This is a genomic window from Ruegeria sp. BHSB196, assembly GCF_059613135.1.
Map to the genome: position 1 here is coordinate 23,667 of NZ_JBXWRY010000008.1, position 26,345 is coordinate 50,011.

At 66.2% G+C, this 26,345-nt stretch carries 19 protein-coding genes; 7 read left to right on the top strand and 12 right to left on the bottom strand.

Features of this window, described 5'->3' with window-relative positions; all coding sequences use genetic code 11:
• Positions 1-115: 115 nt before the first annotated feature.
• Positions 116-3,328 (bottom strand): reductive dehalogenase, encoded by a 3,213-nt coding sequence (locus AC2FNJ_RS06620; protein WP_496763395.1) that lies wholly within the window; start codon positions 3,326-3,328, stop codon positions 116-118.
• Positions 3,329-3,403: 75 nt separating this feature from the next.
• Between AC2FNJ_RS06620 and AC2FNJ_RS06625 the strand changes: the two genes are divergently transcribed.
• Together AC2FNJ_RS06625 and AC2FNJ_RS06630 are read left to right on the top strand one after the other, a co-directional pair.
• The gene (locus tag AC2FNJ_RS06625) at positions 3,404-4,330 is read left to right on the top strand and encodes a LysR family transcriptional regulator (protein WP_496763396.1); all 927 of its coding nucleotides are present in this window, start codon (positions 3,404-3,406) and stop codon (positions 4,328-4,330) included.
• Positions 4,331-4,385: 55 nt separating this feature from the next.
• On the top strand, positions 4,386-5,090 hold the full coding sequence (locus AC2FNJ_RS06630; protein ID WP_496763398.1) for an SDR family oxidoreductase: 705 nt from the start codon (positions 4,386-4,388) through the stop codon (positions 5,088-5,090).
• 4 nt (positions 5,091-5,094) lie between these two features.
• Here AC2FNJ_RS06630 and AC2FNJ_RS06635 read toward each other — a convergent pair whose 3' ends face one another.
• The 4 genes from AC2FNJ_RS06635 to AC2FNJ_RS06650 are packed head-to-tail and all read right to left on the bottom strand — an operon-like array spanning position 5,095 to position 10,817.
• Positions 5,095-6,369 carry an NAD(P)/FAD-dependent oxidoreductase gene (locus tag AC2FNJ_RS06635; RefSeq protein ID WP_496763399.1) on the bottom strand — a complete coding sequence of 425 codons (1,275 nt, stop codon included), beginning with the start codon at positions 6,367-6,369 and terminating at the stop codon, positions 5,095-5,097.
• Positions 6,370-6,411: 42 nt separating this feature from the next.
• The gene (locus tag AC2FNJ_RS06640) at positions 6,412-7,446 is read right to left on the bottom strand and encodes an ACP S-malonyltransferase (protein WP_496763401.1); all 1,035 of its coding nucleotides are present in this window, start codon (positions 7,444-7,446) and stop codon (positions 6,412-6,414) included.
• Entirely contained in the window at positions 7,443-9,632 is a 2,190-nt protein-coding gene (locus AC2FNJ_RS06645; RefSeq protein ID WP_496763402.1) for a dehydrogenase E1 component subunit alpha/beta, read from the bottom strand. Before AC2FNJ_RS06645 ends, AC2FNJ_RS06640 begins: the two co-directional genes overlap by 4 nt.
• Before the next feature lie 18 nt (positions 9,633-9,650).
• Positions 9,651-10,817 carry a pyridoxal phosphate-dependent aminotransferase gene (locus AC2FNJ_RS06650; protein ID WP_496763404.1) on the bottom strand — a complete coding sequence of 389 codons (1,167 nt, stop codon included), beginning with the start codon at positions 10,815-10,817 and terminating at the stop codon, positions 9,651-9,653.
• A 100-nt stretch (positions 10,818-10,917) separates the two neighbouring features.
• Here AC2FNJ_RS06650 and AC2FNJ_RS06655 point away from each other — a divergent pair, with 100 nt between their 5' ends.
• Positions 10,918-11,814 carry a LysR family transcriptional regulator gene (locus AC2FNJ_RS06655; RefSeq protein ID WP_496763406.1) on the top strand — a complete coding sequence of 299 codons (897 nt, stop codon included), beginning with the start codon at positions 10,918-10,920 and terminating at the stop codon, positions 11,812-11,814.
• A 12-nt stretch (positions 11,815-11,826) separates the two neighbouring features.
• On the opposite strand, the gene AC2FNJ_RS06660 is transcribed toward AC2FNJ_RS06655, so the two are convergent.
• The 7 genes from AC2FNJ_RS06660 to AC2FNJ_RS06690 form a co-directional block, all read right to left on the bottom strand.
• Positions 11,827-12,591, bottom strand: coding sequence for a nuclear transport factor 2 family protein (locus AC2FNJ_RS06660; RefSeq protein WP_496763407.1), 765 nt, complete (start codon positions 12,589-12,591; stop codon positions 11,827-11,829).
• Between the two features lie 177 nt (positions 12,592-12,768).
• Entirely contained in the window at positions 12,769-13,926 is a 1,158-nt protein-coding gene (locus tag AC2FNJ_RS06665; RefSeq protein ID WP_496763409.1) for an acyl-CoA dehydrogenase family protein, read from the bottom strand.
• A 105-nt stretch (positions 13,927-14,031) separates the two neighbouring features.
• Complete coding sequence (locus AC2FNJ_RS06670) at positions 14,032-14,823, bottom strand: TIGR03084 family metal-binding protein (protein WP_496763410.1); 792 nt, start codon at positions 14,821-14,823, stop codon at positions 14,032-14,034.
• Between the two features lie 2 nt (positions 14,824-14,825).
• Positions 14,826-15,953 (bottom strand): NAD(P)H-dependent flavin oxidoreductase, encoded by a 1,128-nt coding sequence (locus AC2FNJ_RS06675; RefSeq protein WP_496763411.1) that lies wholly within the window; start codon positions 15,951-15,953, stop codon positions 14,826-14,828.
• Complete coding sequence (locus AC2FNJ_RS06680) at positions 15,943-17,946, bottom strand: acetyl/propionyl/methylcrotonyl-CoA carboxylase subunit alpha (protein ID WP_496763413.1); 2,004 nt, start codon at positions 17,944-17,946, stop codon at positions 15,943-15,945. Before AC2FNJ_RS06680 ends, AC2FNJ_RS06675 begins: the two co-directional genes overlap by 11 nt.
• Complete coding sequence (locus tag AC2FNJ_RS06685; RefSeq protein WP_496763414.1) at positions 17,931-18,725, bottom strand: enoyl-CoA hydratase/isomerase family protein; 795 nt, start codon at positions 18,723-18,725, stop codon at positions 17,931-17,933. The genes AC2FNJ_RS06680 and AC2FNJ_RS06685 overlap by 16 nt, the downstream gene beginning before the upstream one ends.
• Entirely contained in the window at positions 18,725-20,344 is a 1,620-nt protein-coding gene (locus AC2FNJ_RS06690; RefSeq protein WP_496763415.1) for an acyl-CoA carboxylase subunit beta, read from the bottom strand. The genes AC2FNJ_RS06685 and AC2FNJ_RS06690 overlap by 1 nt, the downstream gene beginning before the upstream one ends.
• Before the next feature lie 202 nt (positions 20,345-20,546).
• On the opposite strand from AC2FNJ_RS06690, the gene AC2FNJ_RS06695 reads away from it, so the two are divergent.
• The 4 genes from AC2FNJ_RS06695 (at position 20,547) to AC2FNJ_RS06710 (ending at position 26,344) form a co-directional block, all read left to right on the top strand.
• Entirely contained in the window at positions 20,547-21,704 is a 1,158-nt protein-coding gene (locus AC2FNJ_RS06695; protein WP_496763417.1) for an acyl-CoA dehydrogenase family protein, read from the top strand.
• Between the two features lie 101 nt (positions 21,705-21,805).
• Positions 21,806-22,858 (top strand): Hint domain-containing protein, encoded by a 1,053-nt coding sequence (locus tag AC2FNJ_RS06700; RefSeq protein ID WP_496763419.1) that lies wholly within the window; start codon positions 21,806-21,808, stop codon positions 22,856-22,858.
• Between the two features lie 120 nt (positions 22,859-22,978).
• The gene (locus AC2FNJ_RS06705; protein WP_496763421.1) at positions 22,979-24,187 is read left to right on the top strand and encodes an acetyl-CoA C-acetyltransferase; all 1,209 of its coding nucleotides are present in this window, start codon (positions 22,979-22,981) and stop codon (positions 24,185-24,187) included.
• A 12-nt stretch (positions 24,188-24,199) separates the two neighbouring features.
• Positions 24,200-26,344, top strand: a complete 2,145-nt coding sequence (locus AC2FNJ_RS06710; protein ID WP_496763422.1) for a 3-hydroxyacyl-CoA dehydrogenase NAD-binding domain-containing protein — start codon at positions 24,200-24,202, stop codon at positions 26,342-26,344.
• Position 26,345: the final 1 nt, after the last annotated feature.

Here is a 26,345-nt window from a genome sequence, read left to right on the forward strand (position 1 = left end):
GCGCCTGTTGGTCAGGGTTCACTGGGTTCGGGGCGACGTTAGTGCAGCCGCGCGGCGGCGTCCATGACCCGCGCGACCTATTTTTCCACCCGAAAATGTCGCTTTCCGACCGGGATCAGAGGTCGATCTCTATCACCCCGCCCGACTCAGTCGCGCGGCTCTGGCACAGAATCAGCGCCGATTCCCGTTGCTTGCGCGACAGAACGAAATCGCGATGCTCGACCTCGCCCGCGATCAGCCCGCATTTGCACACGCCGCAGAAGCCGTCGGCGCATTTCACGTCCACATGGATACCGGCGGCATTCAGCACCTGCGCCGCGTCCTTGTCGGCGGGCACCAGCAGGTCACGCCCCGACCGCGCCAGCCGCAGGGTGAACGGGTGGTTTTCGTATTCGGGCTGCTCGGGGACCGAGAAATACTCCAGATGCCGGGCCTCTTCGGGCCAGCCCTGACGTTCGGCCGCCTGCATCACCGCCTCCATGTAACGGTCCGGGCCACAGGTATAGACATGCCAGCCGTCGAGATAGCCCGCCAGGATCGCGTCCAGATCGGCGCGGGTGCCTTCGTCCGAGACATGCAGATGCACCCGGTCCGCCCAGGGCGCGGCGGCCAGATCGGCCAGATACCCGGCCTTTTCCCGTGACGGGACGGAATAGTGCAGATCGAAATCGCGACCCAGCGCGTGCAGGCGATGGGCGAAGGCGATCATCGGGGTGATGCCGATGCCGCCGCCCATCAGCAGGGTGCGGGTGGCGGTCTCGTCCAGTTCGAAATGGTTGATCGGCTTTGACACGAACACCTTGCGGCCCGGCGTGAAGATCCGGTGCAGCAGGGCCGATCCGCCACGGCCCTGATCCTCGCGCAAGACCCCGATCTGATAGGTCATGCGGTCGGCCGGATCGCCGGACATCGAGTATTGCCGCAGGAATTCCGGCGCCACCAGCACATCCAGATGCGCGCCGGCCGTCCAGTCCGGCAGGGGCGCTCCGTCCGGGGCGGAAAACTCGTACTTGGCGACATCCGCCGTCATCTTCTCGACCTTGGACAGCACCAACTGCATCACCGGCGCATCGCCCGCGACCTGATAGCGGTGGATGACAGACATGTCCCCCGCGGCCAGCCGGGCCTTGTATTCCTTGGCCGTGACCATGGCCTGATAGGCGGCGATCCCGGCCTCGCGGTCCATCGCAAAGGGATAGGGCCACGGATGCGGCGCAAGCGGGGCGGGATAGACGGCCAGCGTCTGATCCTCGTATTTCAGGTTCAGATCCTTTTGCAGGCCGCGCCGGTTCAGCGGGTGCACGGTGGGCCGATAGGCGCCGTCGGGCTGCAGCTCCAGATCCCACCACCATTTCTTGGTGTCGTTCAGCCCGCCATTGCCCAGCGCATCGTCCAGTTTCGCCAGTGCAGGCGCAGCAGCGGGAATGGTCATCGCGGCCCAGCGGAACGGGCGTTCGGCGAACAGGCCCTCCAGGTTCCAGGGGCAGGTCTTCATGCAGCGCCCGCACATCGCCCCGCCCGGCGTGGTGATCCGGTAGGTGGCGCATTTCTGGCTGTCGGATTTCCAGATCTCGTAGCCGTTGAACATCAGCTTGGGCCCGGCGGTGATCGCCCCCGACGGGCATTCGCGGGCGCATTTGTTGCAGGCCTCGCAGAACCGCTGCAGGCCAAAATCAATCGGCTTGTCATGGGTCATGGGCATGTCGGTGGTCACAACGCCGGATTTCAGGCGCGGGCCAAGGAACGGGTTCAGGATCACCTCGCCGATGCGGCTCACCTCGCCCAGACCCGACAGCAGCAGAAGCGGCGGCTGCAGCACCTCGCCATCCATCACCGTATGCGCCTTGGCCTTGTAGCCCAGGTTGCGGATCTGACGGGCCAGCACCCCGCCCAGCAGCGAGAACCGCAGATAGGCGCGCATCGACTGGGCGACGCTGATCCAGTCATCGCCCGAGGCGCCCTCCATCGTCTCATAGCCCTGGTCGATGATCATGCTGATCGCCTGATCGTGCGGCGGGTCGATCTCGTGCCCGGCGGCGTCATGGGAATACCACGTCCAATCCGGGCACCGGCTGAGACCCACGGCATCGACGCCCAGGAAATAACTGGCCGCCTTGATGTTCGCCGCGTTGCGCTCGGCATCGGTGGGTCTGGCGACTTCGGTGCTGTCGCCGTCCTGCAGCAGGACGAACGCCCCCAGCGCGCGCCGTTGCGCAAAGCTGGGCGCGGATTTTCGGACGTAATGCCCGCCTTTCGCCGCATCCTGCAGCGTCTTGCCCATGTCGCCGAACTGCGCCCGCGCGAACATGTCGGCGCGTTTGGGCACGCGGGCCACGTTCGCCTCGTCGATATAGGTGGTCGGGCTGTCCACGCGTTTGAGCGTCTCGAACGGGTGCGCGCCATCGACATAGCGGCGGCGGGCGAAAGGGTCGCGGTTCAGCGCGCTTTTGGCAAAGCCCGCGCCCAGCCACCATGCGGGGCCCTGGGTTCTGAACCACGGCTGCCGGTCGCGCGGGGCCAGCGGGCGATCATGGGCGATTTCCATCTCGGTGGTCACGGCGGCCAGACCGAACCGACGCCCCAGCCAGGGGGCCACGGCGGTGCCATCCTCGGCCCAGACCAGCCCGGCGGCGGCAGCAAGGCGCGGCAGGTCCACGTCCGAGGACATCACCGAATGCGCCCGCGCATCGAACCCCAGAAGCCGGATGTAGTTGGCGATCACCACCGCGTTTTCGGTGGCCAGCAGGCAGGCGCGGTGGTCCTGCGCATCCATGATCCATTCGGCGCCGGGCTCGGCCGGGTCAGGGTCACGGTGATGTTCGTACAGGAACACGATGGCATGGCGGTGGGCGGTGATCGGCCCCGGCTGGGCGGCCACGCTGTCGCGCAAATCGGCCATGATCACGTCGATCCCCGAGGCGAGGGTCTTCGTCTGCCGGGTCTGCAGCGCATGGGCCAGGCGGTCGATATCGGGGTTGCGCCGGGGCTGATCCAGCAGCGCCTGCGACGGCAGAGGTCCGCAGCCCATCATCGAGGCATCGTTGAAATAGCCGAACGCCTTCAGGTGGTTGGCCCGTTCGACCGGGTCCGGGGGCATCTCGGCTCGGGCCGGATTGACGAAGCCATCGCGGATGGTGTCCAGCATCGCCTGAAACTCACCCATCGCGTTGACGATGCTGTGCGGCTGCTCGGGGCGGTCGAAACTCAGCTCCGGCATCGGCGCCAGCGCCGCCAGATCGGGCAGCGCATCCTGCCGCCGCAGCCGCTCGAGCGGGTAAGGGCCCATGTGAACGGGCCGGTTCCTGTCCGAGAAAAAGCGGATGCCCATCGCGTGCCTCCTGTTGCCAAGCTTCCCCTAGCGCGGCATGAACAGCAATACCATTCATGGCAGATCATAAACGGTATGAAGAAAATCGATTTCACCGATCTGGACGGCAAGGTTCTGCGCACCTTCCTGACGATCCTCGAGGAAAACTCGGTCTCGAAGGCCGCCGACCGGCTGGGCGTCACGCAATCGGCCATCAGCCACACGCTGGCCAAGCTGCGGCAGGTGCTGGGCGACCCGCTGTTCGTGCGCGCGGGTCAGGGGCTGACTCCGACCGAACGCGCCCTGTCGCTGAAAGACCCGGTTCAGGCCGTCCTTGATGGGCTGCGTGCGCTGACCGAGGAGCGCCCGTTCGACCCGCTGTCCGAGGACATGAACATCCGCATCGCGGCCAACGACATGCCGCGCGAGTTGATCTTTCCCGACCTGCTGCGCGCGGCGCGGGCCGAAGGCGTACGGTTGCGGTTCGAGTTCATCCCGTCGGGAGTGCCGCACCCGGACCTGCTGCGCAGCGACCGGTGCCAGTTGATGCTGACTCCGCTGCCCCCGGACGGCCCCGACATCCTTCAGAAGCGGCTGGTGAGCAGCCCCCTGATGGTGTTCTACGATGCCGAGCGGCGCGACCCGCCCGCCGACTGGGCCGCCTATTGCGCCTCGGACCATGTCGAGGTGCGGTTTCCCGATGGGCGCAACGCACGGGCGGTGATGCGCGGCGTGGATCAGAGCCAGATCCGCCCGCCTACCGTGACCCTGCCGCATTTCGACGCGATCCCGGCCTTCGTGAAGGGCAGCGACCTGATCTCGACCGACACGGCGCTGATGAAACAAGGGCCTTTGGCGGCGCTGGACTGTGCGCCCTTGCCCTTCGATTGTCAGCCGGTGTCGATCTACATGGTCTGGCACCAGCGGTTCGCCAACGATCCCGCCCATCGCTGGCTGCGCGGGCGGATCGCGGCGATTGCCGCTGCCGTACCGAGCGACACGGTGCTTCCGAATTCCGATTGATCACGGTGTTCTTTCCGATCAAATCTGACTGGGTCAGTTTGCAGGGAGGCTCGCGATGACCAACAAAGTGGCTCTGATCACCGCCGGCGGCAGCGGCATGGGCGCGGACGCGGCGCGGCGGCTGGCGGCGGACGGGTTCCAGGTGGGCATCCTGTCCTCGTCCGGCAAGGGCGAGGCGCTGGCGGCCGAGCTGGGCGGCGTGGGCGTGACCGGCTCGAACCAGTCGAATGACGACCTGCAGAGGCTGGTGGATGCGGCGATGGCGCATTGGGGGCGGATCGACGTGCTGGTGAACTCGGCCGGCCACGGCCCCCGCGCACCGGTGCTGGAGCTGACCGACGAGGACTGGCATCAGGGGATGGAGGTCTATTTCCTGAACGCCGTACGCCCCACCCGGCTGGTCACACCGATCATGCAGGCGCAGGGCGGCGGGTCGATCATCAACATCTCGACCTTCGCGGCCTTCGAGCCGGACCCGGTCTTTCCGACCTCGGGCGTGTTCCGGGCCGGGCTGGCGGCGTTCACCAAGCTGTTCGCCGACAGGTATGCCGCCGAGAACATCCGCATGAACAACGTCCTGCCCGGCTTCATCGACAGCCTGCCGGAAAAGGAAGAGTTCAAGGCCAAAATCCCCATGGGCCGCTACGGGCGCAGCTATGACGAGATCGCCTCGGTCATCGCGTTCCTGGCCTCCGAAGGCGGCGGGTATGTCACCGGGCAGAACATCCGGGTGGATGGCGGCATCACCCGCTCGGTCTGACCGGTCAGACCCGCGCCTTGACCAGATGCGTCAGCGCCGCGCCGGTTTCAAAGAAGGCGCGGCGCAGGCCTGTCCAGCTTTCGCTATGGGCCTGCACCGGCGGCAGCGGCAGGCGGGCGGGGTCGCCCGACAGCAGGCTGTCGGCCATCATACGGCCGAACACCGTGCCCGGCCCGATCCCGCGCCCGGAATAGCCATGCGCCGACAGCGCGTTCGGCCCGATCTGCACCAGCTTCGGGATATGGTCCGAGGTCATGGCGATGCGCCCGTGCCAGCCGTCCTTCAGCGGTTGTTCGGCCAGCGCAGGGAAGATCTGCCCCAGTTTCCGCGTGATCCAGCCGCGATGGGCGAAACTGCCCGCGTGGCCCAGATCGCCCATCGCCCCGATCACCAGTCGCCCGGTCTGATCCATGCGGAACGAGGTCATGATCAGCCCGGTATCCCAGCACCCCTCGCCCCCCGGCAGCAGGGTGGCGCGGATGGCCTCGGGCAGCGGGTCGGTGGCGTATTGAAAGTAGTAGACCGGCACATAGGCCTGTCGGGTGTCGGGCAGCCCCGCGTGATAGGCGTTGGTGGCCTGGATCAGCGCCTTGGCGCGCACCGAACCCTGCGGAGTGCCCAGATGCCAGACGTCGCCATCGTGGTGCAGGGCCTGCACCGGGCTGTTGGCGTGGATCGCAGCCCCGGCCTTCTGCGCCGCGCGGGCGAGACCCTGCACATAGGCCAGCGGCTGGATCGTTCCGGCGCGCGGGTCGAAAATGGCGCCGTGAAAGGCGGTGCTGCCGGTGCGCCGGGCGGTTTCCTGCGCGGACAACAGCTCGACCGGAGCGCCATCGGCCGACAGTTGTTGGTGGCGGGTCTGCAGGTCGCGAAGCCCCATGGGCGAATGAGCCAGGTGCAGGGTTCCGGCCTGCACCGGCTCGCAACCGATGGCGTGGTCGTGGATCAGCCGGAACACCTCGGCCGGGGCCTGCGCCAGCAGGGCGATCAGGCGGTCGCCGGCCTCGCGGCCCAGATGGGCGCGGATCTCGTCCGGAGGCAGCCACAGCCCGGCATTGGCCAGCCCGACATTGCGGCCCGACCCGCCATGGCCGACCTCAAACGCCTCGAGCAGGCAGACCGAGGCCCCCGCCTGCGCCGCGTGCAGCGCCGCCGAACAGCCCGTATAACCGCCGCCGATCACGGCAAGGTCCACCGTGGCAGACCCGGTCAGGGGCGGGGCATCCACCCGCTCGCGGCTGGTCTTGGTCCACAGGCTGATTTCCGGGTCGGTGGTCATGGGCGGGATGTCCTTGAATGCGCGCGCAGATTTCCCGAGGGCTCAGCCGATGGCAAGATGTCTTTGATCCTCGCGCCCCAGCGCGATCAGGAAGGGGTCCTGGGCCTGCAGGGCCTGAAAGCTCTCCTTGTCGGACATGCCGCGCCAGTTGGCCAGCACCAGCGACTGCGCCACCGCACCGCCCAGCGTGGCACCCGGGCCGGTCACGATGAACAGGTCGGGCGCGAATTCGCGGGCGGCAGTCTGCACCGCGCGGGTGAAGTCGTAGGTCTCGATCACCTGATGGCCCAGCGTGTAATCCCACAGCGCGCCCGTGTCGGTGGCCCCCGGCCACCAGATCTTGCCGCGCCCGTCGATCATCGGCAGATCGGGCTGGGTGAACAGCGTAGCAGGCAGTTGGCGGCGGCCCTCCTGCGCCACGGGGGCCTGAAGGGAGGTGTGAAAGGCCGCGTGATTGGCCAGCCGCATCGGGAACCGCTCCTGCACCACGGGCTGCGCGGCCTCGAACGCCCTCAGCCCGGCCTCGTTGCCGGCCAGTACCAGCATCCCGCCCAGGTCGATCGACAGGGCGAGGTCATGCTCCGGCAGGGCGTCGATACGCGCCACCTCGGCCAGAAGCTCGGCCTTGCGGGCCGGGTCGTCGCGCCAGTCGTCGCCGGTGAAGGGATAGACCAGCTGCCCGCCGATCAGGTGGGTCTGCATCAGCGTGCCCATGGTGTTGACTACCCGGAACCCGTTTTCCGGCGACAGCGCCCCCGAGGCGGCCAGCGCGATATACCAGCCCATCGAGTTTCCGGTGACAGCCACCACCTCGATATCCCCGGCCCGCGCCTGCGCATCGGCCAGCGACGCGGCATAGATCAGGGGCGAGGCCACGTCGCCGCGGGAATACTTGGCAACCGAGAAGCGCGACGCACCGTCCAGCGCTGTCACCGCCTCTTGGTCCGTTTCGGCGCGGATGGCGTCGAATTCGCGGAACAGATCCATGCGGCCCGCGTGGTGGCGGTGCAGATAGCCCAACTCGGGCTTGTTGTAGGTGCCCCGGCCGGGGCAGATCACGACGGCGGTGCGGGTCATTTCTTGGCTCCGGTCAGGGTCAGGGCGGCGGCCACGATCCCCTCGCGCGAGGGCAGCGGCGCGGCGTAGGCGGGGCCGGTGGCGATGAAGCAATCCTCGGCCACCACGCGGGCGGTGGGCAGATCGGTCCGTTCGGCAAAAAGCGTCATCAGCGCCTCGGACTGGCTGCCGGTGCGGCGGCATTCATCGACGATCAGGACGTGCTTGCAGTTCTTGGTGACGTCCAGCAGCGCCTGTTCCGGCAGCGGCGCCAGCCAGCGCAGGTCGATGATGCGGGTACTCAACCCGGCGGCCTGCAACTCGGGCAGCGCCTGTTTCGACAGGTAGTGGCCATTGCCATAGGTCACGATCGCCAGATCGGTGCCGTCGCCATGCACGCCCACCTCGCCCAGCGCGATCCGTTCACCGGGGGCGGGATAGCGGGTCATCCACGCACCGTCTTGCGCCTCGAGCAGGTCGCGCATCGGGTAGAGCGCGATGGGCTCGAGGAACACCACCACCCGCTGTTCCTCGCGCGCAAGCCGCACGCATTCGCGCAGCATCCGCGCCGCATCCGCCCCGGTCGAGGGGCAGGCGATGATGACGCCCGGAATGTCGCGCAGCACGGCCAGCGAGTTGTCATTGTGGAAATGGCCGCCAAAGCCCTTCTGGTACCCCAGCCCTGCGATCCGCACGACCATCGGGTTGGTGAACTGCCCGTTCGAGAAGAAGGGCAGCGTGGCGGCCTCGCCCCGGATCTGGTCCTCGGCATTGTGCAGATAGGCAAGGAACTGGATCTCGGGGATCGGGACAAAGCCGTTGTGGGCCATGCCGATGGCAAGGCCAAGGATGGACTGTTCGTCCAGCAGCGTGTCGATCACCCGGTCGGGGCCGAAGCGCGCCTGCAGCTTCTGCGTCACGCCATAGACGCCGCCCTTGCGGCCCACGTCCTCACCCATGCAGACGAGCTCGCCATGTTCCAGCATCAGGTCGGTCAGCGCCCAGTTGATCAGACGCGCCATCGGCTGCGGGTCGTCCATCGCGCGCAGGTCGCTGCCGAAGGCGGCCGCGCGGTCCTCGGCGCTGGGGCCGTTGGTGGGTTTGCAGGGGCGCTTGGGCGGGATCAGGCTGGCCGCGACTTCGGCGGCGTTCGCCAGATGCGGGCGCGTGGCGGCCTCGGCCGCGATGCGGTCTGTGCGGGCGCAGGTCTGTTCATAGATCTTCAGCGCCTGACCGGGCGACAGCGCCCCGGCCTGATCCAGCAGACGCACCGAATGCAGCAGCGGGTCATTGGCCTCGTCGGCCTCGACTTCGGCGCGGCTGAGATAGGTGGTGGGCACATCCGCCCCCGCATGGCCGTAAAGGCGCACGGTTTTCAGGTGCAAGAAGGCCGGTTTGCGCCGGGTGCGGACGTATTCGGCCGCCTGCTGCGCCACCGCGAAGGTTTGATAGATGTCCAGCCCGTTGGCCTGGAAATACCTGATGCCCGGGCGATGCTCCATCGAGGCCTGAATCCAGCCCTTGGGCGTCTTGACCGAGATGCCGATGCCGTTGTCCTCGCACACGAACAGCAGCGGCAGCGGGATCGACTGCACGCTGGTCCATCCGGCGGTGTTGATCGCCCCCTGCGCGGTGGAGTGGTTCGCGGACGCATCCCCGAAGGAACACATGGCGATGCCATCCTCGGGCAGTTGCCGGTGCTCGGGGTCGTGACGCCGTGCCGCGCCCAGGCCATAGGCCGCGCCCACCGCCTTGGGCAGGTGGCTGGCGATGGTCGAGGTCTGCGGCGGGATCATCAGCGCCTTGGAGCCCAGCACCTTGTGCCGCCCGCCCGAAGTCGGGTCTTCTTTGGAGCAGGCAAAGCTCAGCAGCATGTCCCAGGCGATCTGCTGACCAGGCACCTGTTCGGCCCGGGCGATCTGAAACGCCGCGTCGCGGTAGTGCAGAAAGGCGATGTCGGTCGGGCGCAGGGCATGAGCCACGGCGGCCATGCCTTCGTGCCCCGACGAGCCGATAGTGTAGAACCCCTGCCCCGCCTTCTGCATCGCGCGGCTGGTGCGGTCCAGCGCGCGGCTGAGCACCTGCGCGCGGAACAGCGACACTGCCTCGGGCGCGCTGAGGCCCGGGCGCGGAGGCGCGCCTGCGGGCAGGTCGCGATTGGCGACGCGGGTCAGGAAGTTTTCGTGAACGATCTGGGCGCGGTCCATCTGGTTTCCCCGGTCAGGTCAAATCTTGGCGGTTGCGTCGGCGATCCGGCGCAAGCCTTCGGTCAGGCTATCGGTGTCATAGGCGAAGGAAAGCCGAAAATGCCCCGGCATGCCAAAGGCCCGCCCCGGCACCACCGCAACGCCCGCATGATCCAGCAGGTGACGGCAGAATTCCGCGTCCGACGGCATCGCGGCGGGCGTCTCCGGAAAGACGTAGAAGGCGCCGTGGGGCACTGCGCAGTCCAATCCGGCCGCGTTCAGGCCCGCCACAACCAGATCACGGCGCCCGCGCATGGCCTCGCGACGCTCGGCCAGCAGGTCTTGCGGGCCGGTCAGCGCGGCCAGCGCCGCCGCCTGCGCGATGGAACAGGCGCCCGAGGTGATCTGCCCCTGCACCGCCGCCATCGCCTTGATCAGCGGCGCGGGGCCGATGCCCCAGCCGATGCGCCAGCCGGTCATCGAATAGGCCTTGGACACGCCGTTCACCGTCAGGGTGCGGCCTGCCAGCGCCGGAACCGCCTGACCGAACGGAGTGAAGGGCACATAGGACAGGTGCTGATAGATCTCGTCCGAGATCACCCAGACCTGCGGGTGCCGCTCCAGCACGTCGCCCAGCGCCTGCAGTTCTGCCTCGGTGTAGACCGCCCCGGTCGGGTTCGACGGGGTGTTCAGCAGCAGCCAGCGGGTGCGCGGGGTGATCGCGGCCTCAAGCTGTTCGGGCGTCAGCTTGAAGCTCTGTTCGCGCGGGCAATCCAGCACGATGGGCACGCCGCCTGCCAGTTTCACCATGTCGGCATAGCTGGTCCAGAAGGGCGCTGTGGTGATGACCTCGTCGCCCGGATCGAGCGTCGCGAGGAACGCGCCGGCCAGCACCTGCTTGGCCCCGGTCGAAACGATGACCTGCGCAGGCTCGACCTCGGCCTGTACCGCGATGGCCGCGCGCAGAGCCGGGGTTCCCGCCGTGGCGGTGTATCGGGTCTGACCCTCCAGCGCCGCCCTGTGCGCGGCCTCGACCACATGCGGCGGCGTGGGAAAGTCGGGCTCGCCGGTGCTGAGCGCGATCACGTCCACGCCCTGTGCCCGCAACTGCGCGGCACGTTCCGAGATCTGGACGATCTCGGACAACTCGATCCCGTCGAGTCGCCCTGCCCTCCGGAATTCGCTCAAACTGTTCTGAATAGTCATATTATACCCACCACACGCCCGCAGCCGTTTTCGCCCTTTTCCATCTGGCGCAGAAAAAATGCCAGTGATATTCCCTCCACAAGATATGAGGAAAGGTCATATGCTGGCGCCACGCCGATTTTTACCTTCAATCTCCTCCCTGCTCGCGCTCGAAGCCGTGGACCGCCTGGGAAGCGCCTCGGCAGCAGCCGAGGAGCTGTCGCTGACCCAAAGCGCGGTCAGCCGCCAATTGAAGGCTGTCGAGGAACAGCTGGGCGTCGAGCTGATCCAGCGCAGCCAGATGCGCCTGCAGCTCACACCCGCCGGCAAGGAATACGTGGAAGCCGCCCGCGCGGCGCTGCAGCAACTGGCGCAGGCGTCGCTGAAGCTGAAGGCCAACCCTTCCGGCGGATCTTTGCATCTGTCGATCCTGCCCGCCTTCGGTATGCACTGGCTGGCGCCCCGGCTGCAGGATTTCGCGCAGCGCCACCCCGAAGTGACGATGAACCTCAGCACACGACTCAAGCCTTTCGACTTCGGCACCGAACCCTTCGATGCGGCCATTCATTTCGGCCAGCGCGAGTGGACCGGGGTGAACTATCTGCGGATCATGCGTGAAGAGGTTCTGCCGGTCTGCGCGCCAGCCCTGCTGCCAGCCAAAGCCCGAGACATTGATTGGCTGCGCGAGGCGCCGCTGCTGCATCTGGATACCCGCCCCGACGCCTGGGAGCGCTGGTTCGCCGCGCAAGACGTACCCGCCGAAGGCATCAAGGGTATGCTGTTCGACCAGTTCTCGACCATGATCCAGGCCACGATCCATGGTTTGGGGGTGGCGTTGCTGCCAAGCTATCTGATCGCGGCCGAGTTGGAGGCCGGCCGGTTGGTTCCGGCCTGCGCCGCCCCGCCGGTCAGCCTGGGCGACTACTACCTTGTCTGGCCGAAGGACCGCACGGAACCCGCCCCGCTGGTCTCGTTCCGCGCGTGGCTGGAGGGGCAGTTGACGGCGCCACCGGCCTGAGCCTTCCGCCGCTCAGAACTTGCCGTTGTCGTTCTTCCATTCGCTCTTCGGTGCGATCTTTTCGGTCGTGTCCCAGTGTTCGACGATCTTGCCACCCGCAACGCGGAACAGATCGTAAAAGGCGCTGGGATCGCCGTCGAACTCGCCTTCGCACTGGGTCAGAACGAAATCACCCTGTGCCAGCACGCGGTGCAGGCGAAGATAATCGATCCGGCGCGCACCGTCGCGAGTCTCTGCCAGCGCCGCCCGCAACAGAGTGACGTCGTCGCTCAGTCGCGGATTGTGTTCGGTGAAGGATCCGACATCCAGGAACTCCTCCAGTTCGTCCAGATCGCCACCCACCAGGACACGCTCGACAAACGCGCGAACCAAGGCCCGGTTGGCCTCGGTCCCCTCAAGATCGCTGGCCTCGGTGGGTCCGTCCACCATGCTATGCCCGGACAGGTTGGGCCGCTGCCGCGGCTGGATGTTGTCCCAATGCTCGACCGCACGACCATCTTCAAAGCGGAACAGCTCGAACCCGATGTTGCGGCGCGAGAAATCATATTCCGTGTGAGCGAACACGAACTCCCCGTCCTCGAAGGCCCGCACCACGTTCACCCGCGGAGAGGTCCGGGACAGACGCTGAAACAGAACAACCAGCCCCTCGCTGCCCTCGTGGGTCTGCGGGTTGTGCTGGATGTATTTCGCCTCGTTGACCACCGCGACCGGTGCCGGGTCGCCGGTTTCTATGCTTTTCAGCAATGCGCGGATCCGGTCCTTGTTCGATGCGGTCACGGGGCCTCCTTCCGGGTGGCGGTCATGCCACACCGATCAGTCTGGCAGGCCGGTGGACATCCGGCAACAGCACGACATATTGCGCCTCCGCCGCGCCCGAGCCCCGCTCGGGCGCGGCCGGGCCCAACCGGAGGAGACGGCCCGCAAGGGCCGTTGACGACGGGCGGGAGCGCCCGGTCAGACGTCCAGCGACCGCGCGATCAGTTCCTTCATCACCTCGTTGGTGCCGCCATAGATCATCTGCACCCGCGCATCGGCATAGAGCCGCGCGATCGGGTATTCCATCATGAAGCCATAGCCGCCGAACAACTGCAGGCATTCGTGCATGATCTCGTTCTGCACCTCGGAACCCCAGTATTTCACCATCGAGGCGGTGGCCGCGTCCAGCTGCCCGGCCTCGAGCTTGGCGATGCAGTCATTGACGAAACTGCGCAGCACCTCGGCCTTGGTCTTGCACTCGGCCAGCTTGAACCGGGTGTTCTGGAAATCCATCACCCGCTGGCCGAACGCCTTGCGCTCCTGCACGTATTTCACCGTCTCGGCGATGGCGAAGTCGATCGCGCCCAGCGCCATGATGCCGATGGTCAGGCGTTCCCACGGCAGTTGCTTCATCAGCTGGTAGAAGCCCTGCCCCTCTTCCGGGCCAAGCAGGTTGGTCATCGGCACCTTGACGTCCTCGAAGAACAGCTCGGCCGTGTCATTGGCCTTCATGCCCAGCTTCTTGAGGTTGCGTCCGCGGCGGAAGCCCTCGGCCCCCTCGGTCTCGACCGCGATCAGCGAGACGCCCTTGGCACCCTGGGATTTGTCGGTCTTGGCCACCACGATCACCAGGTCGGCGGTCTGTCCATTGGTGATGAAGATCTTCGAGCCGTTGATGCGGTAGGAGTTACCGTCCTTTTCGGCAGTGGTACGCACCGCCTGCAGGTCCGATCCGGTGCCCGGCTCGGTCATGGCAATCGCGCCGACCATTTCTCCCGAGGCCAGCTTGGGCAGCCAATTCCGTTTCTGGTCCTCGCTGCCATAGGCGGTGATGTAATGCGTCACGATCGACTGGATGCCATAGCCCCACCCCGCATCCCCGCGCGAGGTCTGTTCGTAGATGGTGACCGAGTCGAACCCCATCCCGCCACCGACGCCGCCATATTCCTCGGGGATCGAACCGGCCATGAGCCCGGTTTCCCCGGCCTTGCGCCAGAAGCCGCGATCGACGACTCCGTTGTCGACCCAGTTCTCGATGTTCGGAACAAGCTCGTCATCCATGAAGCGGCCTGCCATTTCGGCAAACATGCGATGCTCGTCCGTGACCCAGGATGCGGTCGTGGTGAAAAGGGACATGTCCGTTTCTCCGATTGCAACTTGCCCGCAGGCTACAGTGGCCGCCGTTTCAATCCAATCGGCATGACGCGGCGTCGCCGCGGTGCAACGCAACGTCCTTTGATTTCAGCCGGCGAGTCTGTGGCGCTCGCCCTTGGCCGGCGGCGTTTCCGGTCCGCCGGCAAAGCACTGGGCGATGGACATCCATTCTTCGGAAATCGGGCCTTCGACCTGCAGCCGGGTATCGGCGATATTGCGGGTCTGCGTCACCACCTGTGCGAATTCCACGGCCGAACCAGTGATCCGGTTGTCGCCCGGCTCACCATGGACCCAGGTGGCACCAGACGGTGCGGTCAGTTCCAAACGCGGCATCGCTTCGGGAACTGCACGACCATGCACCTTGAAGGACCAGCCGAACGTGTTCACGCCCAGCACCACGATGTTCCGGATCCGGTCCGTCTCCTGCCGTTCCACCCCGAGGATGTCGAACACTTCCTGCCCATGCGCCCAGGTCTCCATCTGCCGCGCGGTGATCGAGGAGCGCACCGACATGTCCGGCCCCACCCATTTCACGCGGCGCTTGGGGTCGAGCGTTGCCCATCGCGCGCCCATCGCGACAAACAGCTCGCGCCAGGCCGCGCGCAGGTCGTCGCCCCGCTCCGAGATCATCGCATTTTCGGTCGCGCGAAAACCGTTGGACTGGATGCCAGCAAAAGCCTGGGCCACGCGGGCTTGGAAGGCCGCCTCGTCCTCCAGAGACAGTTCCGCCATCTGGTTCCAGAAATGCAGGTGCACAAGCACGTCATTGAGCGTCCAGCCCTTGAACTGCGTGACCGTGTCCCAGGCCGCGCCCTTCACATCCGCCAGCACCTGGTGAAGCGCCTCGCTTTCCTCCAGAAAGTCCCTTGCCTGTTGCATCCTCACTCCTCCAATGTCGCCGCCAATCGTTCGACGGCGGCCAGATAGTCCTGCTTGAACTCCTGCACGACCGCACCCGCCGAGGTCATGCGGTTCATCAGCCCGACACCCTGCCCGACCCAGTATGTCGCCAATTCGGCCGCACCTTCGTGCCCACTCTCGGCCAGTTTCTCGATCTTGGCGAGCGCGGGTTCGGCGATCAGGGACTGGAACGGCATCGGCAGTGGGTCCGGGCCTTGTCGGTCCCACGCTTCGGTCCAGTCGGACCGCAACTGGCGCGAGGTCTTTCCGGTGCGCGACCGGGACCGGACCGTGTCCGAAGACGACGCCGCCAGCATCTTGTCCTTGATCCGTTGGCTGGGTTCGCCCTCGGCGGTGGTCAGCCAGACCGATCCGCACCAGGCCCCCGCGGCGCCCATCGCCATCGCCGCGGCCATCTGGCGGCCCGTAACGATGCCGCCCGCCGCAAGAACCGGGGTATCGCCCGCGACCGAGACCACCTCGGGCACCAGCACCATCGTCGAAACCTCGCCGCAATGCCCGCCGGCCTCGCCACCGGCGGCCACCAGAATGTCCACCCCGGCGGCGATCTGCCGCTCGGCATGTTTCTTCGACCCGACCAGCGCCGCCACCGGCACACCTGCCTTGCGGGCGCGGTCCAGCATGAGCTGCGGCGGCGTGCCCAGCGCGTTCGCGATAAGCCGGACAGGAAAGGACAACGCCACGTCCAGCATCTCCTCCGCCCCGGCGCTGTTCAGATTGTGCGAGAAGTGCAGAAGCGCCTTGCGTCGGTCATCCAGATCCCCGGCCGTCACCCCCTTGCTGGCCAGCACCGCTTCCACGAAGTCCAGATGCGCCTTCGGAAGGCTGGACAGGAGTTGCGCGTCGGAAGGCTCGCTCTGCTGTCGTTGGATCGAAGTCGGCACGATCAGATCGACCCCATAGGGCTTTCCTCCGCAATGCGCGTCGATCCACTCCAGTTCCGTCCTCAGCTGTTCGGGCGTGTACATCACGGCTCCGAACACGCCCATGCCACCCGCCCGGCTGACCGCGGCCACGACATCGCGGCAGTGGCTGAAGGCGAAAAGCGGAAACTCGATGCCCAGTTGGCGGCAGAGGTCAGAGCGCATCGGCCTGCTCCTCTTCGATTTCCACCATCAAGGCGCCGGAAGTCACCTGGGAACCCTTTGATACATGTACAGCCTTGACGACACCGGTCACGGGCGCGGTCATCTGATGCTGCATCTTCATCGCCTCCAGAACGGCGAGCACGTCGCCCTTCGTGACAGAATCGCCCGGCGCCTTGGCCACCGACACGACGAGACCGGGCATCGGAGCGGCAACGATGCCGCTCTGGTCCTCGCGCCGGTCTTGCCGACCGGCCCGCAGCCGGCGAAACGTGAAACGGTCCGCACCGATCGCAAGCTGCACCCGGTCGCCCGCGACATGCGCCACCGCATCGACTCTCGCCCCGTCCATGTCGGCCCTGACGGTTGCGCCGGACATTTCCAACGCGATGTCGTGCTCGGCCTCCTCCGTCCGCACCCGCCATCCGTGACGCGTGGCAAGAACGGAAACGGCAGAGCGCGCATCCCCATGCAGGATGGTGAGCCGGCGGGGCGGCAGCGGTGCGCTGGACCACCCAAGCTGGTCCTTGGGCAATGGCCCGGATTTCGACAACGCCGCCGCGCGATCCGCCTGCATCAGAATCGCAGTCGCCAGCGCCACATGGTCGGATGCCGGCATCGCGCCTTTGAAACCGTCCGGATAGGCCCGATCCAGCATGTCGGTCGTGGCCTCGCCCGCCGCGAATTCAGGGTGATCGAGAATACCGGCAAGAAAGGCGCTGTTCGTCACCGTTCCAAGCAGGACCGTTTCCCCGACCGCGCGCAACAGCCGCGCTCGCGCGACCTCCCGCGTTGGGCCGTGTGCGATGATCTTGGCCAGCATCGGGTCATAGAACGGTGAGATCTCCTGACCTTCCGCGATCCCCGCATCCACCCGGAGTCCCACACCCGAAGCCGGCCGCCACAAATCCACCGGCCCCGTCGCGGGCAGATAGCCGTTGGCCGGATCTTCGGCATACAGACGGACTTCGATGGCGTGCCCGTCAAGGCGCAGATCGTCCTGCGACAGCGGCAAAGGCGCACCCTGCGCAACGGCGATCTGCATCGCCACGAGATCCAGCCCGGTGATCATTTCCGTGACGGGATGTTCGACCTGCAACCGTGTGTTCATCTCCAGAAAGTAGAATGCCCCCGACGCATCGAGCAGAAATTCAACGGTGCCCGCACCGCGATACTGCACTGCGCGCGCCGCCTCGACCGCGGCCGAGCCCATCCGGGCGCGAAGATCCGGCGTCATGACCGGGCAGGGCGCTTCTTCCACCACCTTCTGATGGCGGCGCTGAACGGAACAGTCCCGTTCGCCCAGATGAATGATATTGCCATGGTTGTCGGCAAAGACCTGGACTTCGACATGCCGCGGCCGGACGATCGCCTTTTCGAGGATCAACTCACCCGAGCCGAACGCATTCCCGGCCTCGGAACGCGCCAGTTCCAGCGCCCTGGCCAGGTCCGAGGGGGATTGAACCAGGCGCATCCCCCGCCCGCCACCGCCTGCCGCGGCCTTGACCATCAGCGGAAAGCCGATCTCATCGGCGGCCCGCATCATCGCTTGGTCGGACTGATCCTCGCCAGCGTATCCCGGCACGCAAGGGACGCCGGCAGCGATCATCAGACGCTTTGCCTCGGTCTTGTTGCCCATGGCGCGGATCGCTTCCGGTTCCGGCCCGATGAACGTCAGTCCCGCCTTGGCGACCGCATCGGCAAACGCGGCATTTTCGGACAGAAACCCATAGCCGGGATGGATCGCCTGCGCACCGGTCCGTTCGGCCGCACCCAACAGCCGTTCCGCATTCAGATAGCTGTCGGCGACCGGGCCTTCCCCGATCCAGACCGATTCATCCGCGAGCGCGACATGCGGAGACTTGGCGTCCGCAGTCGTGTGAACCGCAACCGTGCGCAGCCCCTGATCACGCGCCGTGCGAATGATCCGAGCGGCGATTTCGCCCCGGTTGGCAATCAGGATCGAGTTGAACGCCATCGTCAGATCTCCGCCCATTTGGGTTTTCGCCGGCCCAGAAAGGACGCGACGCCTTCGCGGGCCTCTTCTGACTGAAGGACCACAGCGAAACTCTCCGCCGCCGCCTGCCGTTGTTGCGCGCGGGACTGGTCTGGCACGGCCGCAATCTGACGCTTGATCGCCGCCAGCGCCTTCGGCGCGACGCCCGCCATTTTCCGTCGCAACTCCGCCAGGGCATCGCCCATTGCACCGCTTGGAACCACTTCATCGGCCAGACCGATGTCCTGCGCCGCCATCGCGTTCAGGGTTTCCCCGGTCAGCATCAATCGGCGTCCCGGTCCTGGCCCCAGACGGCTCAGGACCAAAGGCGCGATCTGCGCCGGAGTCAGCCCGAGGCGAACCTCGCTCAGCACAAACCGCGCCTGCTGATCGGCAATCACGTAGTCGCCGCAACAGGCCAGTCCGAGCCCACCGGCCATCGCGGTCCCTTCGACGGCCATGACCGTGAATTGCGGCAGTTCAGACACCGCGTCGAACAGATCGGCGGCCTGCAGGCTGAGTTCGATGACGGCGGCGGGGTCTGCGCCCTCGGAGATCACCTTGCGGAACGCGTCCAGATCGCCACCGGCGCAGAAAACACCGCCTTGTCCCCGAAAGATGACTCCGCGAAGATCGCTGTCCCGCAGGGCTTGGCACAGGCGGATCAAGGCCTCGACTCGCCCGGAGGTCAGGGGATTTCGACGCTCGGGCTCGTTGAACCAGACCGTCAGCCAGTGCCCGTCTCGCTCAAGCACGAGGTGATCGGATTGCGGCAACATCAGAATCTCGCCACGCCGTAGGAGCCGGGTTTGACCTTTCGCAGCCGGCCCTCAAGACAGGTTTGCAGGCAAAAGCCCAATACGCGCCGCGTATCGCGCGGGTCGATCACGCCATGATCGAGGCATCGGCCCGATGTGTAGAAGGCCCCGGCCTGCCGGTCGAAATGCGCGGCGATCAGGGCGCTCTGCCGCGCCAGCCGGTCCTCGTCGATCTCCTCGCCCTTCCGCTTTGCTCCGGCCCGCGCCACCATGGCCATGGTTCCGGCCGCCTGCTCGCCTCCCATGACGCCGGTTGTGGCGTTGGGCCAGGCGAACAGAAAGTCCGGCTCGTAGGCATAGCCGGACATGCCATAGTTCCCGGCCCCGAAGCTCGCCCCGATATAGAGCGTGATGCGCGGCACATCGACCGAGGTCACGGCCTGGATCATCTTGGCCCCGTGCTTGATCATGCCGGCCTGCTCGTACTGCGTACCGACCATGTACCCGGTCGTGTTGTTGAGAAAGATCAGCGGGAGGTCCGCCTGTCCGCACAGCTGGATGAACTGCGCCGCCTTGGTCGCGCCGGCCGGATCGATGGGGCCGTTGTTTCCGATGATCCCGACCGCGATGCCGGTGATCGCGGCCTGCACGCAAACGGTCGAAGCGCCGTAGAGCGGTTTGAAATCCTCGAAATCCGATCCATCGACGATCCGCGACACCACCTCGCGCACGTCATAGGGGATCCGATAGTCAATCGGCACGAGACCCGCGAGGTCTTCGGTTTCGTGAATCGGGTCCGCCACGGCCCGAGCAGGCCGGCGCGGCAGCGACTTGTTCCAGTCCAGCCGCGCTATCACGTCGCGTGCGATCTCGATCCCGTGCGCGTCGTCCTCGGCAAGGTATTCGACCAGACCGCTGGTTTCGGCATGCATTTCCGACCCGCCGAGATCGCGGTCATTCGCCTTTTCTCCGGTCGCCGCATGCACCAGCGCCGCCCCCGCCAGCGCCGCCATGCCGTTCTTTTTCACCCCGATCACGTAGTCCGCGAGACCCGGCATATAGGCCCCGCCCGCCGTCGAAGGCCCGTGCAGCACCGCCACATTCGGCAAGCCGGCCGCCGAGAGCCGTGCGAGGTTGCGGAACAGCTTGCCGCCATTGGCCCACAACTCCACGCGGTACTCCATGAGGTTTGCGCCCGCGCTTTCCACCAGGTGCACGAAGGGCAGCTTCTGCCGCAACGCGATCTCCTGCGCCGACAGGAAAGCCGCGCCCGACATCTCGACCATCGCGCCCGCCTTGATGCCGCTGTCATCGACCACGATCATGCACCGGACGCCTGAGACGAACCCGATTCCGATGATCACCGAGGCGCCGGGGACCGATGTTTCCGGGTCGTCGCTGTCCACGAGATACCTGGCCAGCCCATGCAGCTGAAGAAACGGCATTCCGGGGTCCAGCAAGGCGGCCAGACGGTCGCGTGGCGTGAGCTGTCCACGCGCCTCCATCCGCGCGCGCCGCTGCTCGGACATGGCCGCGGGGCGGGCCTCCAGCGCGCGCAGCCGGTCGACAAGCTGCAGCATGTCGGCGCGGTTCCGGGCAAAGGCCTCGCTGTCCCGATCAATCCGGCTGACGAATTCCATTGCGGCCTCCTCGTCCGGAACGCCTGCCCGATTTCCGGTCACGTGACGTTCCACGTCCATTCCCCGGGCCTGCACTTTACAGATCACCCGTTCTGTTTTTAGGTTGCCGCCATGCACATCACCGGTCAACGGGTTTGACCGGCAAGCGACGCCACGGAACATCCGCCCGGCGACGGTTCGGACCGGCGCAGAAGGAGACGACATGACCTGCCCTTCCCCCTTCATGACGCCCGAGCGCGCGGCCTATCGCGACAATCTCTCCCGGTTCTTCGACAGCGAAGTGAAACCGCATATCGAGGATTGGGAGGCTCGGCGCGCGGTGCCGTGGGAGTTGCACCAGAAGCTGGGAGAACTGGGCGTCTTTGGCTTCGGCATACCCGAGGAATACGGTGGGCTGGGCTTTGACGACGCGTTCATGCGCGCCGACTACGCCGAACTTGCCTTTGGCTGCGGCGCGTCCGGCGTGGCCGCCGCTGTCGGCGGGCGCATGATCTCGCTCGGACCCATCGTCAAATTCGCCGACGAGGGCTTCAAGCGCAGAATCCTGCCGGAAATCGTTGCGGGCCGGATGAACTCGTCGCTGGCGATCACCGAGCCGGGCGGCGGCTCGGACGTGGCGAATCTGACCACCAAGGCGGACCGCACGACCAAGGGATGGGTTCTGAACGGCGCCAAGGCCTACATCACGGGCGGCATGGACTCCCAGTGGTTCGTGGTCGGCGCCCGCACCGGCGGGCCGGGGATCGCCGGCATATCGCTGTTTCTGATCGAGGCCGAAACCCCCGGTTTCACGCGCACTCCTCTGGGCGGCAAGATGGGCTGGCACTGTTCGGAACAGGCCATGCTCCATTTCGACGATTGCGAGGTGCCGGAAAGCGCCCTGATCGGGCCGGAGAACAAGGGTTTCATCGCGATCATGAACAATTTCAACTTCGAACGTCTGGCGATGGTCGCGGGCAGCCTCGGCATGATGCGGCTGTGTCACGACGCGGCACTGGACTGGGCGCGCACCAGAAAGACCTTTGGCCAGCGCCTGATCGAACACCAGGTCATCGCGCACAAGTTTGCGGACATGTCCGCCCGGATCGACATGATCGAGGCCTATCTGGAACGCATCTGCTGGGCCATCAACCAGGGCCTGATGCCGGCGGCCGAGATCGCCAAGGCCAAGGTCCAGGCGACCAAGGCACTTGAATTCGTGGCGTCCGAGGCGATGCAGATCTTCGGCGGCGCGGGCTATCTGACCGGCAATCCGGTGGAACGGGTCTGGCGCGAGGTCAAGGTGATGGCGATCGGGGGCGGTTCCGAAGAAATCATGCGCGACCTGGCGGTTCGGCAGATGGGGCTGGCGGGGCAATGACACACTCGTCCCGGCTTCATCGGGTTGATGCGTGACAAGATCGGGCGGTTTCGCGTAACTGTAGGCCATCGCAAGCCTCCATGTGACCAACAGCGGATACCATGGCCGTCATCGCCACCTTCAAGGCCATCCCGATCACCGCCTTCAGCGACCGGCCCGGCGGCGGCAACGATCCGTTCGTGTTGGCGGATGACGATCCGGGCCAGTTTCTGAACGTCTCGATCGACGACGATGACAACCTGATCGACGGCGATACGGTTGCCAACGAAACCCCTGACGACGCAAACCAGATCGCGACCGTCACGGATTCGCTGGGAAACCCGGTCGCGACGGATGCCTGCTACGTCGAATGGACCGCCACCTATACCGGCACGAACGGGCAGGTCATCGAGGTCTGGCGGATCGAGCTGGACAATGGCCTGCGCCTCTTCGCGATGTCCGAGATCCCCGAGGTCGGCGTCACCTTCACCACCTCGAACAAGGATCAGGGTGCGGACGATCTGGATCCGGCCGATCTTCCCAATACGCCGTGCCTGACGCGCGGCACGCTGATCCGGACCGCGCTCGGAGAAAAGCCGGTGGAAACCTTGACCGCCGGCGACATGATCGTGACGCAGGATGGCGGGCTGCGGCCCCTGCGTTGGATCGGAAGCCGCAGGTTCGGCGCAGGTGACTTGGCGGCGAATCCGAAATTGCGGCCCGTTCACATCGTTGCCGGCGCCTTGGGCGCAGGGCTGCCAAGCAACGACCTCAGGGTGTCGCGCCAGCATCGGATACTGGTCCAATCCCGGATTGCCGAACGGATGTTCGGCGCCGCGCAGGTGCTTGTTCCCGCCATCAAGCTGACGACCCTGCCCGGCGTGATGATCGACGCTTCGGCGGATCGGGTCGAGTATTTTCACCTGCTGTTCGATCGGCACGAGATCCTCTTTGCCGAAGGCGCGCCGACGGAAAGCCTGTTCACCGGCCCCGAGGCGCTCGGGGCGGTCAGCCCGGAGGCGCGAGAGGAGATCCTTGCGATATTCCCGGGTCTCGCCGACCCAGGCCACGCGCCCGAGCCTGCCAGACTCATTCCGCCCGGCAGGCTCCAGAAACGGTTGATCGCGCGTCACCTGAAGAACGACAAACCGCTGTTGTCCGCACCGCTCGCGTGACGGTCGGACCGCTGCGGGCCGCCGCTACGCCACGTCACGCGCCGAGTGTCGCAACTGCGGTGTTGTCTTGGGAGGCGGCTCGCCTCTACCTTCCCGGCAGTCGGTTCGGGAGGAGAGACGATGGCGACCCCTGCATACATCTTCGACGCCCTGCGCACACCGCGTTCACGCGGCAAGGCGGACGGCACCCTGCACGAGGTGAAGCCCATTCAACTGGCGACCGGACTGCTGCGCGAGTTGCAGTCGCGGCACGATCTGGACACCGCGCAGGTGGGCGACGTGATCCTCGGCTGCACCGCGCCGGTCGGCGATCAGGGCGCCTGCGTCGCCAAGGCCGCCGTGCAGGCCGCCCACTGGGACGAGGCGGTGCCGGGGGTGCAGCTTGACCGGTTCTGCGCCTCGGGGCTCGAAGCGGTGAACATGGCCGCCGCCAAGGTCGGCTCGGATCAGGAGGATCTGGTGGTCGCGGGCGGCGTCGAATCCATGAGCCGCATTCCGATGCTGTCTCAGGGCGGCGCGATGTTCACCGATCCTGACTTCGTCATCGACCAGAACTCGGCCCCCCAGGGCATCGGCGCCGACCTGATCGCCACCCTCGACGGCTACAGCCGCGAGGATGTGGACGCCTTCGCGATGGAAAGCCAGAAACGCGCAGCCCATGCCCGCGACAGCGGCCGGTTCGACCGCTCGGTGGTGCCGGTCAAGGACGAGAACGGCATCACCATCCTCGAGCGCGACGACTACATCAAACCCGATACCGACATGCAGAAGCTGGGCGCGCTCAACCCGTCCTTCGCGCAGATGGGCGCGTTCGGATATGACGACATGGCGCTGGCGAAATACCCGCAGGTGAGCCGGATCAACCACGTCCACACCCCGGGCAACTCGTCGGGCATCGTCGATGGCGCATCCGCCGTGATGATCGGCTCGGAGAAGTCCGGCAAGGATCTGGGGCTGGAACCGCGCGCGCGGATCGTTTCGGCCACCGTGATTTCGACCGATCCGGTGATCATGCTGGCAGGCCCCGGCCCTGCCGCCAGGAAATGCCTGGACAAGGCCGGTCTCAAGGTCTCGGACATCGACATCTGGGAAATCAACGAGGCCTTCGCCTCGGTCGCGCTGCGCTACATGAAGGATCTGGGCATCGACCACGAGATCACCAACGTCAACGGCGGCGCCATCGCCATGGGCCACCCGCTGGGGGCCACGGGCGGGATGCTGGTGTCCACCGTTCTGGACGAATTGGAACGCCGCAACGCCAGGCGCGCCATGATCTCGCTCTGCGTGGGCGGGGGCATGGGCATCTCGACCCTGATCGAACGTCTGTGAGGGAGGCCGGACATGGGTGAGTTTGCCTACGAAAAGGACGCCGACGGCATCGTCACGATCACGATGGACATGGACGGCCCGGTGAACGCCATGAACGCGCAGTTCTGGCCGCTGTTTTCCGACACCATGGACCGGATCGAGGCCGAGACAGACCTCAAGGGCGTGATCTGGACCTCGGCCAAGGACACGTTCTTTGCCGGCGGCGACCTGAACATGCTCAAGAGCATCGAGCCGGACCAGGTCGAAGACCTGTTCAACTCGGTCGAGGCCACCAAGGCCGTGATGCGCAGGCAGGAGAAACTGCCGGTTCCGGTGGTCGCGGCCATCAACGGCGCGGCGCTGGGCGGCGGATACGAAATCTGCCTGGCCTGCAACCACCGGATCGCGGCCGACAATCCCAAAACCAAGATCGGCCTGCCCGAAGTGACCCTTGGCCTGCTGCCCGGCGGCGGCGGCGTGGTGCGCCTGACATGGCTGCTGGGACTGGAGGCGGCGATGCCCTTCCTGCTCGAAGGCCGTCAGGTCTCGCCCGACAAGGCGCTGAAGGCCGGGCTGATCCACGAGGTCGTGCCCGCCGACCGGCTGCTGGCCCGCGCCAGGGAATGGATCCTGTCGGTGCAGGGGGACGAGGCTGCCGTGACCCAGCCCTGGGACACCAAGGGCTACAAGATCCCGGGCGGACCCTCGACCTCTCCCAAGAACATGACCCGCATCGCGGGCGCGGCGGCGATGCTCTTCAAGAAGACCCGCGGCCTGATGCCCGCGCCGGTCAAGATCCTCGACATCATGACCGAGGCGGCGGGCAAGGTCGATTTCGACACGGCGCAACGCTATGAAAGCCGGAAATTCGTGTCGCTGTCGCCGCTGGCGACCACCAAGAACATGATCGAAACCCTGTTCTTCGGCATGAACAAGGTCAATGGCGGGGCCAGCCGTCCCAAGGGCATCGCTCCGTCAAGGGTCGAACGCCTGGGCGTTCTGGGCGCCGGCATGATGGGACAGGGCATCGCCTATTCGGCCGCGATGGCCGGTATCCCGGTGGTTCTGAAGGACATGAGCCTGGAGGCCGCCGAACGCGGCAAGGGCTATACCGCCAAGCTGCTCGACAAGCGCGTCAAGCAGGGCCGCATGTCACCCGATCAGCGCGACGCGGTTCTGGACCTGATCACGCCCACCGACAAGTCCGACGACCTGAAAGGCTGTGACCTGATCATCGAGGCCGTGTTCGAAAAGATCGACGTCAAGGACGCGGTGCTGGCCGAGCACGAGGCGTTGCTGGCCGAGAACGGCATCTGGGGCTCGAACACCTCGACCCTGCCGATCACCCGGCTGGCGACCGGATCGGCGAAACCCGAGAACTTCGTCGGCCTGCACTTCTTTTCGCCGGTGGACAAGATGCCGCTTCTGGAGATCATCGCGGGCGAAAAGACCTCGGACGAGACCCTGGCCCGCGCCTTCGATTTCGCCCGCCAGATCCGCAAGACCCCGATCATCGTGGGCGACAGCACCGGCTTCTACACCTCGCGCACGATCGGCACCAAGATCATCGAGGCGGTGGAACTGGTGGCCGAGGGGCACGACCCGGTGCGCGTCGACAACCTGTCGCGCCTGACGGGCATGCCGACGGGGATGCTGTCGCTGCTCGACGAGGTGCAGATCAAGCTGGTGACCGACATCTACAACACGCAGGTCGAGATGGGCCTTCTGGACCCCGAGCAGGAGCAGAACCCCGCCGCCCGCGCCATGCTGGCCGAGATGATCAGCCAGCACGGCCGCCACGGCCGCGCCACCGGCAAGGGGTTCTACGACTACACCGAAGAGGGCAAGACAATCTGGCCCGGCCTTGCCGCGTGGCGCAAGGAAGACGCCCGCATCAGCGACGAGGACATTCAGGACCGCATCCTGTTCCGTGCCGTTCTTGAAAGCCTGCGCTGCTTGCAGGAGGGCGTTCTGAGATCGGTCGCCGACGGCAACGTGGGCTCGATCCTGGGCATCGGCGCGCCGGTGCACACGGGCGGCTACATCCAGTTCGTCAACACCTACGGCCCCGAGCGGTTCATGCAACGCTGCGAGGAACTGGCGGCCAAATACGGACCGCGCTTCGAGCCCCCGGAGATCCTGAGACAGCACGTGGCCGAAGGCAAAGCTTTCGCGTGAC